Below are 18,006 nucleotides of genomic sequence, written 5' to 3' on the forward strand. Positions count from 1 at the left end.
TATTCATATCTTTTTTAGACTATTGGGGTTTTTAACGTCCTTTTTTTCTCTTTTCTTTTAAATTTTTCTTTTTTCTTTTAGTAACTATGCTTTGTTAACTGTATTATTTTAGTAAAAGCGAAATAACAACCAATATAATAACCTAAAATAATTATAGATAATGAAAGATATTCCATAAAAAAGATTTCCTGTATTGGATTTTATATTGAGATGGTTTCTTAATCTGTTAATGTTAAAAGAATACGAAATGAAAAAAATTACAAAGTACAAAATTAAATTCTTGTTGGGGTTCCTTTTCCTTTTTATTCCAGCCTTTTTAAGTGCATCTGCACAAAATGTACTGTTAAATCTGGATTTTACTAATGTCCCTTTGAGTAAGGTGCTGAACGAAATTGGTCGGCAAACTTCTCTGTCAGTTGTATATAATACTAAAGATATTAATCCTGATAGAGTAGTGACGATTAAAGCTAATCGTGAGAAATTAGGGACTGTTATGAATCGCTTACTTAAAAATACTAGTGCCTCTTTTTCAGTACGGGATAAGTATTTGGTGCTCTTTACAAAAGAAGTGGATGAAGTGAGAAACGTGACACAGCAGAACAAACGTATAATAAAAGGAGTAGTAACGGATGAAAACGGTGAGCCTTTGATTGGAGTAAGCGTACTGGTTAAGGGAACTACTACAGGAACTATTACTGATATGGACGGAATTTATTCCCTTGAAGTGCCTGAAGATGGTGTATTGGAATTTTCCTATATTGGTTATCAAAAAATATCATTATCGATTGCAGGGCGTACCTCTTTCAATGTAACAATGAAAGAAGATGCACTACAATTAAATGAAGTGGTAGTTACTGCTATGGGTATCGAACGCAAAGAAAAGTCCTTGACGTATGCAACTCAAAAAGTGAGCGGTGAGGAGCTAATGAAAGTGCAAGATGCCAATTTTGTTAACTCACTGCAGGGAAAGGCGTCTGGTATTACAATTACTCCAAGTGCCGGTGGCGCCGGTGGTGCATCAAAGATTTTATTAAGAGGAAACAAGTCAGTTTTAGGAAACAATAGCCCTTTAGTAGTGGTAGATGGGATTCCTATGACCAACAATATTAGTGGACAAAAAGGCTGGGGGGATGGTTCTGGTATTAATTACTCAGGTACATCTGAAGGTTCTGATCCTCTTTCAACCATTAATCCTGATGATATTGAGAGTCTTAACATTCTAAAAGGCGCTAATGCAGCTGCTCTTTATGGTAGTGCAGCTGCGAATGGTGTCATTATGATCACTACTAAGAAAGGTAAAGAGGGACGTATCGATGTCAATATTTCTTCTAATGTTACATTTGAAAAACCATTATTAACTCCTGAAATACAAAATATCTATGGTGCGTCTCTTAATCTGTCTGCGAATACATTAGCTCTTGATAGTTGGGGCAAAAAGTTGACGGATATGACATCAGAAGAGCTTGCTTATGAAGGAGCTCATTTACGCAATTATGCAAATGATGATGTTGATGATTTTTTTCAAACAGGTGTTACTGTGAATAACTCAATATCATTGAGTGGAGGATCGGAAAAGATACGTTCTTATTTTTCATTTGCTAATTCTCATTCGGATGGTATGGTTCCCAGGAATAATTACAATAGAAATACGCTTTCTTTTAGACAGAGTTATGCGCTATTTAATAAGAAATTGAATATTGATGTATCTGTGAATTATGTACATACTGTTCTGCGTAATCGACCTGGTGGTGGTACGGCATTAAATCCGTTGTATGACCTTTATACAACTCCTCGTAATATCGATATGCAGTATTATAAAGACAACTATATGATAGAAAAGGGGCAATGGTTATCTAATCCGCAGGGATACTATAAGAAAAACGGTAACTCTTATGAGTGGATTTCTGACGTTCAGGTACCCTTGGAAGGCAAGCAACAACAATGGGCTTATACCTCTAAAGGTCATAATAATCCTTATTGGTTGGTAAATGAATGTACGGGAAAAACGGAAGAAGAGCGATTATATGGATACGTAACTGCTAAATATGAATTACTTGCAGGGTTGAATGTACAAGGACGTTTGAGTATGGATCGTACCCGTACTAAAGGAACATCCAAGCGTTCAGCTACAACATGGACTCCTGCTGCAATGGAAGATTATGGTATATTTGGACAAGATATCAACCGCAGTAACGAGATTTATGTAGATTACTTGTTGAGTTATAATAAAGATATTAAAGATTTTTCTGTATCTGCTACAGCCGGATGGGTAGGACATACTATTAAAGGAGAGATTCAGAAAATATGGACTCAAGCTACTGTTGCAGATCCTCAAAAAAGGATATTGCCAACCCAGGTTAACTTTTTTGAGCCTACAGCTTCAGACGGATCTTTGGGTAGTAGAAGTTTTTCAAAATCTTCAGATTGGGATAAAGCTGCGTTATTTACTGCACAGTTAGGATATAAAGAGAAAGTTTATATTGACGGTAGTTATCGTAGAGACTGGTATCGTGCTTTCAAACAATTTGAAGGTCGTGGTACTCCTACTAATTATGGTTATTTTGCTGTGGGTGCAAATGCTTTGTTGAGTAAAATTTTCTCCTTACCAGAAGTTATAACTAACTTAAAGTTGAGAACCTCGTATAGTGAAGTGGGTAATTCTATTCCTAATATAATATTTTCTAAGAGTACAGAAAATAAACTGACAGGATCAGTAACAACCTCTAATTATGGATATTTTGCTAATCCTATACCTGAAAAAACGAAATCATTTGAAGCAGGTTTTGATCTTTCATTATTTGGCAATTCTTTAGATATGGATTTTACCTATTATAATACAGCTCTGCATAATGGTTATTTGTTGAATGCAAGTGGTAGTGGAAAAGCCATTCCTGTTAATACCGGATTAATTCGAAATTCAGGTATTGAAACTACTGTAGGTTACTCTTTAAATTTGGCTAAAAATTTATTGTGGAGAACAACTGTGAATTTCTCTTACAACAATAATAAAATAGTAAAAACCTATCATAATGAAAATGGTGGTGAAGTCTTGATTGAGCAAAAGATAGCAGGTGGAAAAGTTCAAGTTAAATATGTTGAAGGCGGATCTTATGGAGATATGTATGCTACTGACTTTTTACGTGACGAAGATGGAAACATTTTGTTAACAGATGAAGGTAAACCACAACTATCTGGTGAGCAATTTGGTGTTTATATTGGAAATATGAACTCAAAATTTCAATTGGGATGGAGTAATACTTTCACGTATAAGGATTTCTCTCTTTATTTCTTGATTAATGGTAAAATTGGCGGTAAAGTGATTTCCTTCACTGAAGCGGAATTGGATAAGTTAGGAGTTTCTCAACGTACTGCCGATGCACGCCTGGCTGCTGAAAACAATAATGATTTAATATGGAATGGAAAACCTGCTATGTATATGCCAGATGGAAATCTCGCACCGATAAATGCTTATTACCAAGGAATTGGCGGTGATGTAAATGCAACACAATATGTTTATGATGCTACAAACTTCCGTTTGAGAGAATTGTCTTTGGGATATACATTCCGTAATTTGTTGGGTGCCTCCAAGAATGTGTCATTGTCTTTGATAGCGCGCAATCTGTTCTTTATCTATAAAGATGCACCTGTAGATCCGGATATCTCTCTTTCTACTCAAAATGGTTTAGGAGCTTTTGAAATATTTAATATGCCTTCTGCCCGTTCGTTTGGTATTTCACTGAAAGCTAATTTTTAATTAGTATATATCGTTAAAAATGACAATTATGAAAAAATATATATTATCAGTTGCGTGTGCAGTATTTGCCACGTTTGGACTACAATCTTGTTTGGATTTTGATATTCCGGGAGATGAATTTACCGGAAATGATGAACTTAAAGATGATGTCGTATATCATGGTCAGGCAGATTTGATTGATTATCATAAAGAAATCAGTGAGGAAGGATTTGCAAAAGCTGAAACTGCATTAAGTAGAACATTTGGACAATTATTGACTGCTCAATATAGTATGCGTGGAGGAAAAGAGGGGAATATGCCCGGTGGCCATGCGTATCAATATCAATTCAGTCTGGGAGTTGATAATTACGCAGGATATTTATGTCTTCCACATAATTTCGATGGTCGCATAGCGTCTACTTATTACGTAAACAGAGATTTTAATTCCGGTCCTAATGGTTCGTTTACAATTACCAAAAATAATCTGACACCTATGCTGAATCATCCGGATATTGATTCTATTCCTGAGATAAAAGCAATTGCACTTTTATTATACGATTATGCTTCCCAAGAAATGGCTGATATATACGGACCTTTTCCATATATAAATTATAAAGAGAACAAGGAGGAGCATCCGTTTACTTATAATACATTATCTGAAATTTACGCAACAATCGTTGATAATATTGACACCATATCTGCTTGCTTTAAGCACTATCCACAGCGTCCGGAATGGTATAAGAAAAAGGTGGATAAGTTATTGATGAGTTATGATGCAATAACAACCGATTGGAAAATTGATACATGGGATCGTTTTGCCAATTCATTAAAGCTGAGAATGGCTATGCGTACAGTAAAAGTTAATCCTGAAAGATCAAGAAAATGGGCAGAAGAAGCCATAGAAGCTGGTGTTGTTGAAAAGTTGTCACAAGAAATAGCTTTGGATCCTATGTTTGTCGGATTTTCGAATCCTTTGCTTGAGATTTCTCAGACATGGGGGGATACTCGTCTGAACGCTTCTTTTGAGAGCCTGTTGATGAGCCTGAAACACCCATATACAACTTATTTGTTTGAGAAGAACTCTAATCCGTTAGTCAATCGTGATGATAATAATAAAATACTTGCAGCAAATACGCGCGTTGTAGGTTTACGTGCGGGTGTGCGTATGATACCCGGACAATCTTATGATAATAATCCTCGTATTGCATATTCTCGTATTGGCAGTTCTTACATAGCTATGGCTCCACTTTATTTTATGAAACTTTCAGAAGTTGATTTTTTAAGAGCTGAAGGAGCGATACGTGGCTGGAATATGGGAGAAAGTGCACAAGTACTTTATGAACGTGGTATTGATAATGCCGATGTAGAAAACAGGGCATTGGGGAGTCGGTACGCTACAAAACTACCTGAATATAAATCTTTAGATACACCGGTTGCTTATGTGTATGAAGATCCGATGGATGATGCTAATAATATGGTTAGTGTCACAAAAATAGGTGTGAAGTGGAATGAAGGCGATGACCTTGAAACGAAGTTGGAAAAAATTATAACTCAAAAATATATTTCTCTTTTCCCATATTCATATGAAGCATGGAGTGAATTACGTCGTACAGGGTATCCTAAGTTATTTCCTGTGTTGAATGTTGAAGATGGTGATAGAAGCTTAAAACAAGGAGATTTACTTCGCAGAATGCCTTATCCGGGAGATACGGACGCTATTAAACAGGATATAAATGATACCGGATTGAAAGCATTGGGAGGTAGTGATGTACAGGCTACGCGTTTATGGTGGGATATTGATAAACCCAATTTTTAATATGGAGTGATTTTAAAGTAAAAGGATGGTACTATGAAAAGTACCATCCGGATACCGATTGTATAATTTAAATTTTTTTATTATGAAAAGAATTACATTGGCATGTATGGCAGCTGTGTGCTGTTTATCGTGGGGAACGCCGGTAATGGCTGAAGGAGATATACCACCTTCTGCTTCAACGGAATTATTTGATTTTACCCCTTTCAATGATAGGGAAATGTTGGAGCTGTTTTTGACTGCTCAGGAAAATGGACGTAAATATCCAACCGAGGCGGAATTTGAAGCAGCAGGATTCAATTTGATTGATTTAGAGTTTGCACGTTCTCATGTACGTCCACGAGCTATTTTGAAAGATAAAAGTAAAAACTTATATCCGAATATATACGAAAACCGTAATTTGTGGATGAATATTCCAATGGGAGTTGGTAAAGCAATTGGTGGGTATCCAAGTTCTACATTCAGTGATGATACATATTCTATGTGGAATTATACAAATTTATTCGGATCATGGAACCATGGTTTATTTCAGGCACCAGGTTCGTGGGTAGATGCTGCTCATAAGAACGGTACGGATATTTTTAGTGGAATTAAGTTCTTTGAAAGTTGGACACCCGGAAGTGAGTCTGCGAAGTACAGAGAAATGATAACCGCGAAAAATCCAGACGGATCTTTTAAATATGCCGAAGCATTTATTAACTGTTTAATGTTTTTTGGAACAGATGGTATCAATTATAACTGGGAAGATACCGGTTATGCTGATGCTGATGTAATGGCTTTCCATAAAGAATTGTATAAAATAGCTGAGCGGGAAGGATTTAAAAATTTCCATATTGGTATTTATACATCTAATTCTACACTTAGCCAACGCTATGTTGACGCATTGTATGGAACAAAAGAGACAGGCAAAACCGCTGATTTGATGCTTAATTATGCTGGTGGTGACTTTTCTTATGGAATTGGGTCCTCGGTTGATATTGCCGAAGCAAATTATGGGAATGCCGATGGAGTATATACTGGAGTTTGGATTGTTAGCATGGATAGACGCTGGAGCGCTTTGAACGAAAATGAATCAGCCAAAAAAGCTGGAGTATGCTTATGGGGCGAACACGGTCAGAGTCGTTTTATGAGTTATAATGTGGGTGCTACATCTATGGAATTTCAGTCTAATTATCAGAAATTATTAGAAAGAACTTTTTCCGGAGGTAACAGAAATCCGGCCAATTTATTGCCAGTTTCCAATACAGGAAATAATTGGGAACAGGATGGAGACAAAGAGCCCTTAGAAAGTTTTTGTGGATTAGCAACTTTTATTCCTGAACGTACGGCTATTCAGGGAGATCTTCCTTTCAATACATTCTTCTCTTTAGGTAATGGAGAACGTTATAACTATAAAGGAAAGAAAACTTTTGCCAGTTGGTATAATATAGGGGCACAGGACGTAGTTCCTACTTATCGTTGGTTGGTGTATGATGCGGGTACTACAACTGTTTCTACAAAAATTCAACCTTCATTTACTCATGAAGATGCTTATATTGGTGGGTCTGCCTTACGTTTGGAAGGTTCTTCAACGGACAACGGTACGGATATTGTTCTCTATCGTTCTAAGTTAAAAGTGTCAGGTACAGATCCTGTAGTCAAAGTTGCTTTGAAATCAGGTGCAACAGGTACAGAACCTTCACGTTTATATGTGATATTAAAGAAAGAAAATAATGACCAATGGTTTGAGTATGCAGTTGGTGAAACTAATGGCCCAACATGGGAAGAGAAACAGATCGCTTTAGCAGGTTTTTCTTCTAATGATGTTATAGAATACATAGGATTCCGTGTGAAAGGTGCATATGCTGGTAATTATAACATGTTGGTTGGTAAGTTAGAATTGAGTGATAGTCGTATTGCTACTCCTGCTAATATAAAATCTAACAGTTTAGTTGTTGAGGTAAAAGAAGAAACGACCAAGTCTCTTTCATTGAAATTGAATTGGGCGGTAGATCCTACAGGTCTTAATTTCAGCCGTGCAAACTGGGGATTACTTTATAATGATGAAGCTAATATAGATCATTTTGAGATCATGTATAAAAATGGCGAAAACGGTAAGATCTCAGAGATAGCACGTACAACCGGATGGTCTGGATTTGCTGGTAATATTGTTTTTGAAGGAGATAGTGATGAACCTTATGTTGGAGTACGCTCAGCATCTGTTGACTTCAAGACCTATTCTCCAATACAGTGGGTGAAAGTAGAACGCTCTACATCTCCTAATTTGCCTGCACCAAAAGATAATACATATTGTGAATCTGTTGTAAATCCTGCGGCCGAAGGAGTTGATATTGCCCGTGAACAACGTTATGTTGAATCATTTACTACAACTGGTGCTGACCAGAATTTAGATTACCATGCAAGTGCTCCTCAACCGGACGGAACTCAATATGTGAATGCTACTGATCATGTATTAAAAGTAAAACAAGGACAAACCATTACATTGTCTTTCAAAGCTTACGATACAAGTACATTGTCTAAAGTTGACGGGTTACGCTTCTGTTTTGCAAAAGGTTATATGGATTTGGATAAGAGTGATTCATTTGAACCGGATGGTGATGAATTATTGTTTGACTTAGGTACTGTAAGGAAGGGTACGCCCGAATTCGAAACTGTTGGATACACAAAAGAATTTACGATTCCTGCTGATGCTGCTGTTGGAAAGAGTCGTCTTCGTGTTGTATTCTCTGATGCATGGTTTGCACACCCTGGTCCTTGCGGACAAACTGCTAAAGGATTTTCTATTGACTTCGGTGTAGAAATTACAGGTGATAATCCTCAACGTCCTGTTGCTCCTGATTTGCATGATCAGGGAGAAGCTGACGAACCGGATCGTGTAAGAGATGAAGATCCGACTACTCCTCCTTCAGGTGTTGAGAATATAAAAGAAGGATATGCTGGTTTCTCAAAATGCTGGATGGATCCTGCAGAGAATGTAATATTCTTCCAGGATGTAGAAAGAGCTTGGATTTATACAACTACAGGACAATTGGTTAAATATGTGATTGGTAATCCGGAGAGTTTGAATGTGGCAGAACTGACATCTGGTGTTTATATTGTAAAAATGGAATATAACAATGTAATTCGCAGTCAGAAGTTACTTAAACAGTAAAGGTCTTTTTTATATTAAATATAAGAATCTATAATTGATAGATTGCCCGAAAATACAGTGAACGTAAAAGTTCGCTGTGTGGAATATTCCACTTCGGGCAATCTTTTTTTTATTTTATGAATATACTAATTATGAGAAAAGTAAAAAACATATTTATAATTGGGCTATTTCTCTTTCTGGTTGTTCTTCCTTGTAACGGTTTTACTTTCAACCCTTCTATCCCCTTGGAGGAACGTGTTCTTTTATTTGATATGGGAGATGGCGGCTCCCGCTTTTATCGCATTCCGGGAATTGTAACGGCAGCTGATGGTTCTTTGGTAGTAGTGGCAGACAGGCGTTGGGATAAAATAAATGACCTTCCGGCACATATAGATGTAGTGTCCCGCCGGAGTGAGGATAATGGTAAAACATGGTCAGAAACTGTGACAATAGCAGGTGAAGGAACGACTGTTGGTTGCGGAGATCCGGCTATTGTATTGGATAGGAGGACCGGACATTTACTTTGTATTTTTGCTTCCGGTAATGGATTATGGCAATCGGGGGAGAATAATCTGATGAGAATTAATATTTCTAAAAGTGTTGATAATGGTAAAACGTGGAATGCTCCTGTGGATATCACTTCGCAAATTTATGGAAAAGACTGCCCTGATAAAATTAGAAGATACTGGTATGGGGCTTTTGCCTCTTCCGGAAGAGCTTTACAGTTACAGGATGGCCGGATTATGTTTTGTATAGCTGTAAGAACTACATCTGATTGGGGAGGGCCATTAAGTAATTATGTCTGTTATTCTGATGATGGTGGAAGTACCTGGAAGGTTTCAGAGAATGCAGCCGATAATAATGGTGATGAAGCCAAACTAATAGAACTGAATAATGGTGATATTTTAATGAGTATTCGTAATAGGGAAAAAGGAGTCCGTAAATTTTGTATATCTCAGGATAGAGGAATGACATGGGGAAAATCATACTTGCAGTCAGATATTCAGGATCCGGCTTGTAATGGCGATATTATGCGATACTCTACCACAAAAGAAGGTGCCCTTAAAAATATAATTCTTCATTCTATCCCCGATGATAACCGCATCCGACAAAATGTTTCTGTTCTTTTAAGTTATGATGAAGGAAGAACCTGGCCGGTAAAGAAAACAATATTATCCGGATTATCAGCTTATTCATCAATGACGGTGTTGCCGGACGGAACTATTGGCATTGTAGTGGAAGAAGGTAAATGGGATGATTCATTACCGGGCGCTGATGGCTTTAAACTTTGGTTTGTTCGTTTTACATTGAGTTGGCTTATGAGTGAAAACTGATTTAAATCGTTACAAACCTGGATATAAAAACAGGATATACTTTAAGGTGAGATTATCTTATGGATTTCTTTGATTGTAAAATTAGTATTTTAACAGTGACTTAAAATACATATTAACAGTGCGTTAAATACGTATTTTAGCAACACAAAAGTACGTACTTTTGTGTTGCTTGATTATCATTATTTTATGATCGTTCTATAATCATAAAAGAACATTTATTCTACTATAACTTCATCTATAAACATGTGTGCCTTCTCCGTGTGTGCACCATGCCAATCAGGGATAGAGGAAGTTGTATTTACCAATATCCGTATACGGTCAGCTTCTACTTCCTTAAACTGACAACTATACTCTGCCAGTCCATCTTTAACATCAGTTGTAGCAACGGGAATATCTGTCTCTCCCTGCTTGATAAATTCACCATTTTTTCCGGTGGCTGTCCATACGGTAATCTTTGTGGGCGGGAAGATATATTCACCAAATTGTATCATAGCTCCCACTTTGACAGAAGATACAGGAGTTGCTTTTCCCAAATCAATGGTAATATCCATTGGTTCATCCATGAATCCCATCCAATAACCTGTGCTGTAGTTGAAATCTCCACGTAGGCCGTCTGTAAGGATGGAAGCTCCGGCAAATGTATATTTCTCTGTTGGAGTAGTTGCCAGAGTTGCCAGTTTACCGGTTGCTTTGTTGAAATTGAATTCTTTCTTGAATGTACGGGTTTTCACATTGTCTCTTACTACGATTGCCTGTAACACACAGCTTTTGGAAATTGCTATTGGTTGGGTATAACGGGTACTTTCTTCTGTAGGCTGACTTCCGTCCAGTGTATAATACATAGGTGAGTCTCCCAGTGTCGATAGAGTTACTACTACTTTGCCTTCAGAAGCAGTAGGTACATCATATTTTGCTGCTATTTCATAAATATGCTTTCCATAATTCACACCCATTACATTATAAATAGATATAATGTGGCTGAGGCTGTTTTGAAAACGTTCCCAGCTTTTATTTGCAGGTTGTGTCCATTGTACTTCACTTAACGCAGCCAGGCGGGGGAGTAGCATGTATTCCAACTGTTCATTGCTCAATATATATTCTGTCCACAGATTACCTTGTGCTCCGATAATGTAAGCACGCTCCTGTTCGTTGAGTACGGCAGGAACCGGTTCCAATGAATATACCTTTTCGACAGGGTTGTATCCGCCGATGGCTAAAGGCTCATCCTGTGTATTCATGGTCGGATAGTAATCCAGGTATACATAGTTGTTAGGAGTCATGATGACAGGGTGTTTCAAACGGGCTGCTTCGATACCGCCATCCATTCCACGCCATGACATAACAGTGGCGTTAGGTGCCAGTTCACCTTCTAAGATTTCATCCCAACCGATAATTTTCCGTCCATGATCATTCAAAAACTTCTCAACACGGGCAGTAACATAACTTTGCAGGAAGAACTCGGCTTTATGTTTTTCATTGGCTTTCAATCCTTCAGCTTTGATGCGTGCTTGACATCTGGGACATTTTTCCCAACGTGCTTTGGGACATTCATCCCCGCCGATGTGTATGTATTCCGAAGGGAATAGTTCCATGACTTCTGTTAAGACATTTTCAATGAAAGTAAAGGTCTCTTCTTTGCCCGGACATAATACATCATCGCGTACACCCCATTGGCCGGATACTTCATACGGTCCACCTGTACATCCTAAATTGGGGTAAGCTGCCAATGCTGCCATCATATGGCCGGGTAGGTCTATTTCCGGAATAACATTGATGCAACGTTCATTGGCATATTCTACAACCTCTTTTATATCTTCCTGTGTATAAAATCCGCCATATGGAGTAGTGTCATAGTTTTCCCATTCTTTGCGTATCATCGTTTTATTACGGATACTGCCTATCTCTGTCAGAAGGGGATATTTCTTTATTTCAATGCGCCATCCCTGGTCGTCCGTAAGGTGCCAGTGCAATTGGTTTTGTTTGTGAAGAGCCATAAGGTCGAGTATCTTTTTCATCTCTTCTTTAGGAAAGAAATGACGGGCTACGTCAATGTGCAAACCTCTATAGCCGAAGCGTGGGGCATCTTTTATTTCTACACAAGGCAATGTCCACTGAGTATCAGCAACAGGCTCGTTTCCGTAAATGGCTACTGGTAATAATTGCTTTAATGTCTGAAGGGCATAGAATACTCCGCTGCGGTCAGACGCTTGTATCATTATTTCGTCGGGTTGTATATTGAGTTCATAACCTTCGGGAGCTATTTTTTCATTGGTTTTGAAAACAATGCTTTGTTTGGAAAGTGTTTCGGTCTCATTGAGAGGTTGAACTGCTGTTTGAAATCCGGATACTGTGTTCAGGTTTTCACTGAAGGATTCGATAATGGGAGTGCTGTTTTTATCTAATTCCGGAGATACATAGAAAACAGTTGAATTGTTGAATGCGAAATGTCCTGTATTTGTTTTTAATTCATTAGGTTGGGGAATGAGAGAACATTGCTCTTTGTTTCCTTTTTCCTGACAAGAGGTCATGCTTAGCATGAGGGTACATAACGATGCGGACAGTATTCCGCAAAAGTGTTTCGATAAACTCATAAGTAGTAATTTAATGGGTTATTGATAATTCCTTTATTATATAATACAATTATAAAGCGGGTAGTGCTAACCTAAAAGTCATTAATTTCTTTGTTGGCTTTAAAATAATTGATTTCTACTATTTTATGAGTTTTAAATTAGGATTGTTGAGTTAGTTTTCTATATATTTGTCTACCCTAAAACAGCTTTTATTTTTTACATTTAATTAAAATACCATGAAGAAACCTTTATTTACTACTATGCTGGCACTATTTTTTTTAACACACGGCCAAATGATATGGGCGGTTGATAAAACAGCATCAGTACATACCCGTTATACCTTTGAAAGAGGGTGGAAGTTTATTCGTTCGGATGATGCGAATTTTAGTCTCTTTGATTATGATGATAGTAGTTGGCAACAGGTGACGGTTCCGCATGACTGGGCTATTTATGGCCCTTTTAGTATTCAGAATGATCGCCAGAAGGTAGCAATAGCACAAGATGGACAGAAAGAAGCTATGGAGCACGCCGGCCGTACGGGAGGACTACCTTTTGTCGGTGTGGGTTGGTATCGGTTGGATTTTGAAGCACCTGCGTTTGCGAAGGGTAAAAAGGCTACATTGGTCTTTGACGGTGCTATGAGCCATGCACGTGTTTATGTGAATGGAAAAGAAGCAGGTTATTGGCCATATGGTTATAATACATTTTATTTAGATGTTACTCCTTATCTGAATGCTGAAGGTAAAAACACCCTGGCTGTTCGTCTGGAGAATGAAGTGGAGTCATCCCGTTGGTATCCGGGTGCCGGGCTCTATAGAAATGTACATTTGATAGTAAATGAAGAGGCACATATCCCTATGTGGGGTACGCAGTTGACTACTCCGGTGGTAGAAGATAACTTTGCACGGGTACATTTGAATACATCATGGGTAATGCCGGAAGGCAAATCTCCTTCATCCTACCGTATTGTTACTGAAATAAAAGATGCAGATGGAAAGGTGGTCAGTAAAGAGAGTAAACAGCTTACTGATTTCGATAATCAGATATTCAGTCAGGAGTTTGTGGTTGAAAAACCGATGCTTTGGACCCCGGATACTCCCTATTTGTATATTGCCGAATCAAAGGTATATGAGGGTAATACATTGAAAGATGAATCTGTTACTCCGTTTGGTATTCGTTCTATTGAAGTGATTCCCGATAAAGGTTTTTTCCTGAACGGAAAGAAAACAGTGTTTAAAGGCGTCTGCAACCACCATGATTTAGGTCCATTAGGTGCTGCTGTGAATGACGCTGCTATCCGTCGTCAGATACGTATTCTGAAAGATATGGGGTGTAATGCTATTCGTACTTCCCACAACATGCCGGCTCCTGAACTGGTGAAAGCTTGTGACGAAATGGGAATGATGCTCATGGTAGAAACTTTTGATGAATGGAAGACTGCTAAATGTGAAAATGGTTATCATAAAGAGTTTGATCAGTGGGTAGAGAAGGATCTTGTGAATGTGTTGCGCCACTATCGCAACAATCCCAGTGTAGTGATGTGGTGTGTTGGTAATGAAGTACCCGACCAGTGGAATGGTGACAGAGGTCCGAAGCTCTCCCGTTATTTGCAGGATATTTGCCATCGTGAAGATCCTACCCGTCCTGTGACGCAGGGAATGGATGCTCCGGATGCTGTGATAAATAATAATATGGCAGCGGTGATGGATGTGGCGGGCTTTAACTATCGTCCCCATAAATATCAGGAGGCTTACAAGAAATTACCTCAGCAGATCATTTTAGGAAGCGAAACGGCTTCTACTGTAAGTTCAAGGGGAATTTATAAATTTCCGGTTACCCGTGCCTGGATGAAGAAATACGATGATCATCAATCTTCATCCTATGATGTGGAACATTGCGGATGGTCTAATTTGCCGGAAGATGATTTTATACAACACGAAGATTTACCCTATTGTATTGGCGAATTTGTGTGGACCGGTTTCGATTATTTAGGTGAACCCACTCCTTATTATACGGATTGGCCCAGTCATTCTTCTTTGTTTGGTATAATTGACCTGGCAGGATTGCCCAAAGATCGCTATTATCTTTATCGTAGCCATTGGAATAAAGAGAAAGAAACATTGCATATCCTTCCCCATTGGAACTGGAAAGGACGTGAGGGAGAGGTGACTCCGGTTTTTGTTTATACCAATTATCCTTCGGCCGAACTGTTTATTAATGGCAAAAGTCAGGGTAAACGCACAAAAGATTTATCGGTTACAGTATACAATAGTGCCGATTCTGTTTCGATGATGAGTTTGAAACGCCAGCAGCGTTACCGTCTGATGTGGATGGACACTAAATATGAACCGGGCACAGTAAAAGTAGTTGCCTACGATGAGAATGGGAAGGCTGTGGCTGAGAAAGAAATACACACAGCCGGTAAGCCGCATCACATAGAGCTGGTCCCGGATCGCCGGATGTTGCAGGCAGATGGAAAAGACCTTTGCTTTGTAACGGTAAAAGTGGTGGATAAAGATGGAAATCTATGCCCGGAAGCTACTGATGAAATTCGTTTCAAAGTGAAAGGATCTGGCGTGTATTGTGCCGGTGCCAATGGAAATCCGGCTTCTTTGGAGTCTTTCCAAATCCCCCGGATGAAAGTATTTAGTGGAATGATGACAGCGGTTATTCAAACTACCGATAAAGCCGGAGCCATTGTTCTTGAAGCTACAGGAAGTGGACTTAAGAAAGCAACTCTTACGGTTGAAAGTAAATAATTTGCGTTGGAATTAAAAAAAAGTAGTATATACAAGTTAGTATTTTATCGGTTTCGGTTGTATTATATACAAATGCATTATAATCGTTAACCGATAAAATACTTATTGATGAATAAAAAAGCCTTTAACCCTGTTTCATGGGTTCCTACTGTGTACTTTGCCATGGGGTTGCCTTTTGTCGTATTGAATATGGTATCCGTTCTGATGTTTAAAGGACTGGAAATCTCCGACGCACAAATAGCCCTTTGGACTTCGTTGATTATGTTACCATGGACTTTAAAGTTTCTCTGGAGTCCTTTTCTTGAAATGTTTAAGACGAAAAAGTACTTTGTTGTCCTCACCCAGATTGTTTCCGGAATAGGTTTTGGGCTTGTTGCCTTATCGTTACAGCTTCCTCATTTCTTTGCTTGTTCCATAGCCCTGTTGGCTGTAGTGGCTTTCAGTGGTGCTACACACGATATTGCTACTGATGGTGTTTATATGACTGAGCTCAGTAAACCGGATCAGGCTAAATATATCGGTTGGCAGGGTGCTTTTTATAATATAGCCAAGATTGTCGCTTCCGGTGGATTGGTTTACCTGGCCGGATGGTTAGTGAAACACTTTGGAGGGGTGGAAGGAGCTTCCGGAGAAGTGATGTATGAAGCCAACGTACATGCCTGGATGATTGTCATGTTCATTATGGCGGCTGTGATGATATTGTTAGGACTCTATCATACCCGGATGCTTCCTTCCGGTGGAGCTGCTGTTACCGAAGCGACCTCATTTGCTGAAACGTTTAATAAACTGGTAGAAGTCATCCTTGATTTCTTTAAGAAGAAGCATATCTGGTATTACATCGCTTTTATTATTCTCTATCGTTTTGCTGAGGGATTTGTGATGAAGATTGTACCGTTGTTTCTGAAAGCAGGTAGAGAGATAGGTGGATTAGGATTAAGCGAACAGGAGATTGGCATTTATTATGGCACATATGGAGCAGCAGCTTTTGTATTAGGTTCTTTACTGGCCGGTTACTATATTTCGCACCGTGGTTTGAAGAGAACACTGTTTTCTCTTTGTTGCATCTTCAACCTGCCTTTTATGGCTTATACGTTGCTGGCTATTTATCAACCTACCAATGGAATGCTGATAGGTGGTGCTATTGTATTAGAATATTTTGGATATGGGTTTGGATTTGTGGGGCTCACCTTGTTTATGATGCAACAAGTGGCTCCCGGAAAACATCAAATGGCCCACTATGCTTTTGCTTCCGGCATTATGAATCTGGGAGTGATGCTTCCGGGAATGGTCAGCGGGTTTGTCAGTGACTGGTTGGGTTACCGTGATTTCTTTATTTTTATCCTGTTTGCTACTATTCCGGCTTTCCTGATTACCTATTTTGTGCCGTTTACATATCCGGACGCCAAGAAATAAGTAAATGTTCTAAATTATATGATATTATTATTGAAACGCAGAAACTCATAGATTCACGCAAAGTATATCATCGCTCAAGTATAGCGCAGCCATTTAATCTGCGAAAATCTGCGATCATCTGCGTTTCAATAAAACGCTGTCATAGTATGAACTAAATTTGAAATGCTACTTAAACATTAATATATTAATATAAAGAAAAGTATGAACGAGAAAATTAATATGCCCTGGGAAGAACGTCCCGCTGGTTGCACAGATGCCATGTGGCGTTATTCAAAAAATCCTGTTATCGGACGTTATCACATTCCGTCATCAAACAGTATTTTTAATAGTGCCGTAGTGCCGTTTGAAGATGGATTTGCCGGAGTATTTCGTTGTGACAACAAGGCAGTACAAATGAATATCTTTGCCGGTTTCAGTAAGGACGGCATCAATTGGGATATCAATCACGAACCTATAAAGTTCAAGGCAGGCAATACGGATATGATTGAGTCGGAGTATAAATATGATCCGCGTGTAACCTGGATTGAGGATCGTTACTGGATTACCTGGTGCAATGGCTATCATGGTCCTACTATCGGCATTGCCTATACGTTCGACTTCAAAGAGTTTTTCCAGTGCGAGAATGCTTTCCTTCCGTTCAATCGCAACGGGGTACTTTTCCCGCAGAAGGTAAATGGAAAATACGCCATGTTGAGTCGTCCCAGCGATAATGGACATACTCCGTTCGGTGATATCTATATCAGCTATAGCCCGGATATGAAATATTGGGGAGAACATCGCAATGTGATGAAAGTGACTCCATTTCCTGAAAGTGCATGGCAGTGTACAAAGATCGGTGCAGGTTCGGTTCCTTTCCTGGTTGATGAAGGCTGGCTGATGTTTTATCATGGAGTAATTACCACCTGCAATGGTTTCCGTTATTCCATGGGAGCGGCTATCTTGGATAAAGATAATCCGGATAAAGTGCTATACCGTACCCGTGATTATCTGCTTGCACCTGCTGCACCTTATGAGCTACAGGGAGATGTACCTAATGTTGTATTCCCTTGTGCAGCATTGCAGGATGGCGAGAGAGTTGCCGTATACTACGGAGCAGCCGATACTGTAACGGGACTTGCTTTTGGCTATATTTCCGAAATCATTGAATTTATAAAAAGAACAAACATTGGATGATTTACGATTTTACGATTGATGTTAGAGTAGAAGTTAGAGTTAGAGAGAATATAATAGAGAGAGTTCCTTCAATCGTAAATC

General features: G+C 38.8%; 8 protein-coding genes. 7 read left to right on the forward strand and 1 reads right to left on the reverse strand.

The genetic code is table 11. From position 1 onward, the window contains the following. Window positions 1-247 precede the first annotated feature (247 nt). The 4 genes from ACESQI_RS12490 (at window position 248) to ACESQI_RS12505 (ending at window position 10,010) form a co-directional block, all read left to right on the forward strand. Window positions 248-3,754, forward strand: a complete 3,507-nt coding sequence (locus tag ACESQI_RS12490) for a SusC/RagA family TonB-linked outer membrane protein (protein WP_025866913.1) — start codon at window positions 248-250, stop codon at window positions 3,752-3,754. 28 nt (window positions 3,755-3,782) lie between these two features. After that, entirely contained in the window at window positions 3,783-5,549 is a 1,767-nt protein-coding gene (locus ACESQI_RS12495) for a SusD/RagB family nutrient-binding outer membrane lipoprotein (protein WP_195660737.1), read from the forward strand. Between the two features lie 82 nt (window positions 5,550-5,631). Beyond that, window positions 5,632-8,697 (forward strand): T9SS type A sorting domain-containing protein, encoded by a 3,066-nt coding sequence (locus ACESQI_RS12500; RefSeq protein ID WP_007484749.1) that lies wholly within the window; start codon window positions 5,632-5,634, stop codon window positions 8,695-8,697. Window positions 8,698-8,828: 131 nt separating this feature from the next. Further along, window positions 8,829-10,010: an exo-alpha-sialidase gene (locus tag ACESQI_RS12505; protein WP_195660738.1), complete on the forward strand. Its 1,182-nt coding sequence runs from the start codon at window positions 8,829-8,831 to the stop codon at window positions 10,008-10,010. Between the two features lie 215 nt (window positions 10,011-10,225). Here ACESQI_RS12505 and ACESQI_RS12510 read toward each other — a convergent pair whose 3' ends face one another. After that, a complete protein-coding gene (locus ACESQI_RS12510; protein WP_195660739.1) occupies window positions 10,226-12,601 on the reverse strand; it encodes a beta-N-acetylhexosaminidase in 2,376 nt (791 codons plus the stop codon). A gap of 239 nt (window positions 12,602-12,840) precedes the next feature. On the opposite strand from ACESQI_RS12510, the gene galB reads away from it, so the two are divergent. From galB to ACESQI_RS12525, 3 genes are all read left to right on the forward strand, one after another. Beyond that, a complete protein-coding gene (gene galB, locus ACESQI_RS12515) occupies window positions 12,841-15,339 on the forward strand; it encodes a beta-galactosidase GalB (protein WP_373126252.1) in 2,499 nt (832 codons plus the stop codon). A 108-nt stretch (window positions 15,340-15,447) separates the two neighbouring features. Beyond that, window positions 15,448-16,752 carry an MFS transporter gene (locus tag ACESQI_RS12520; RefSeq protein ID WP_007484754.1) on the forward strand — a complete coding sequence of 435 codons (1,305 nt, stop codon included), beginning with the start codon at window positions 15,448-15,450 and terminating at the stop codon, window positions 16,750-16,752. Window positions 16,753-16,953: 201 nt separating this feature from the next. Continuing rightward, a complete protein-coding gene (locus ACESQI_RS12525; protein WP_373126216.1) occupies window positions 16,954-17,925 on the forward strand; it encodes a glycosidase in 972 nt (323 codons plus the stop codon). Window positions 17,926-18,006: the final 81 nt, after the last annotated feature.

This window comes from Bacteroides sp. HPS0048, from assembly GCF_964240755.1.
Taxonomy (GTDB): Bacteria; Bacteroidota; Bacteroidia; order Bacteroidales; family Bacteroidaceae; genus Bacteroides; species Bacteroides nordii.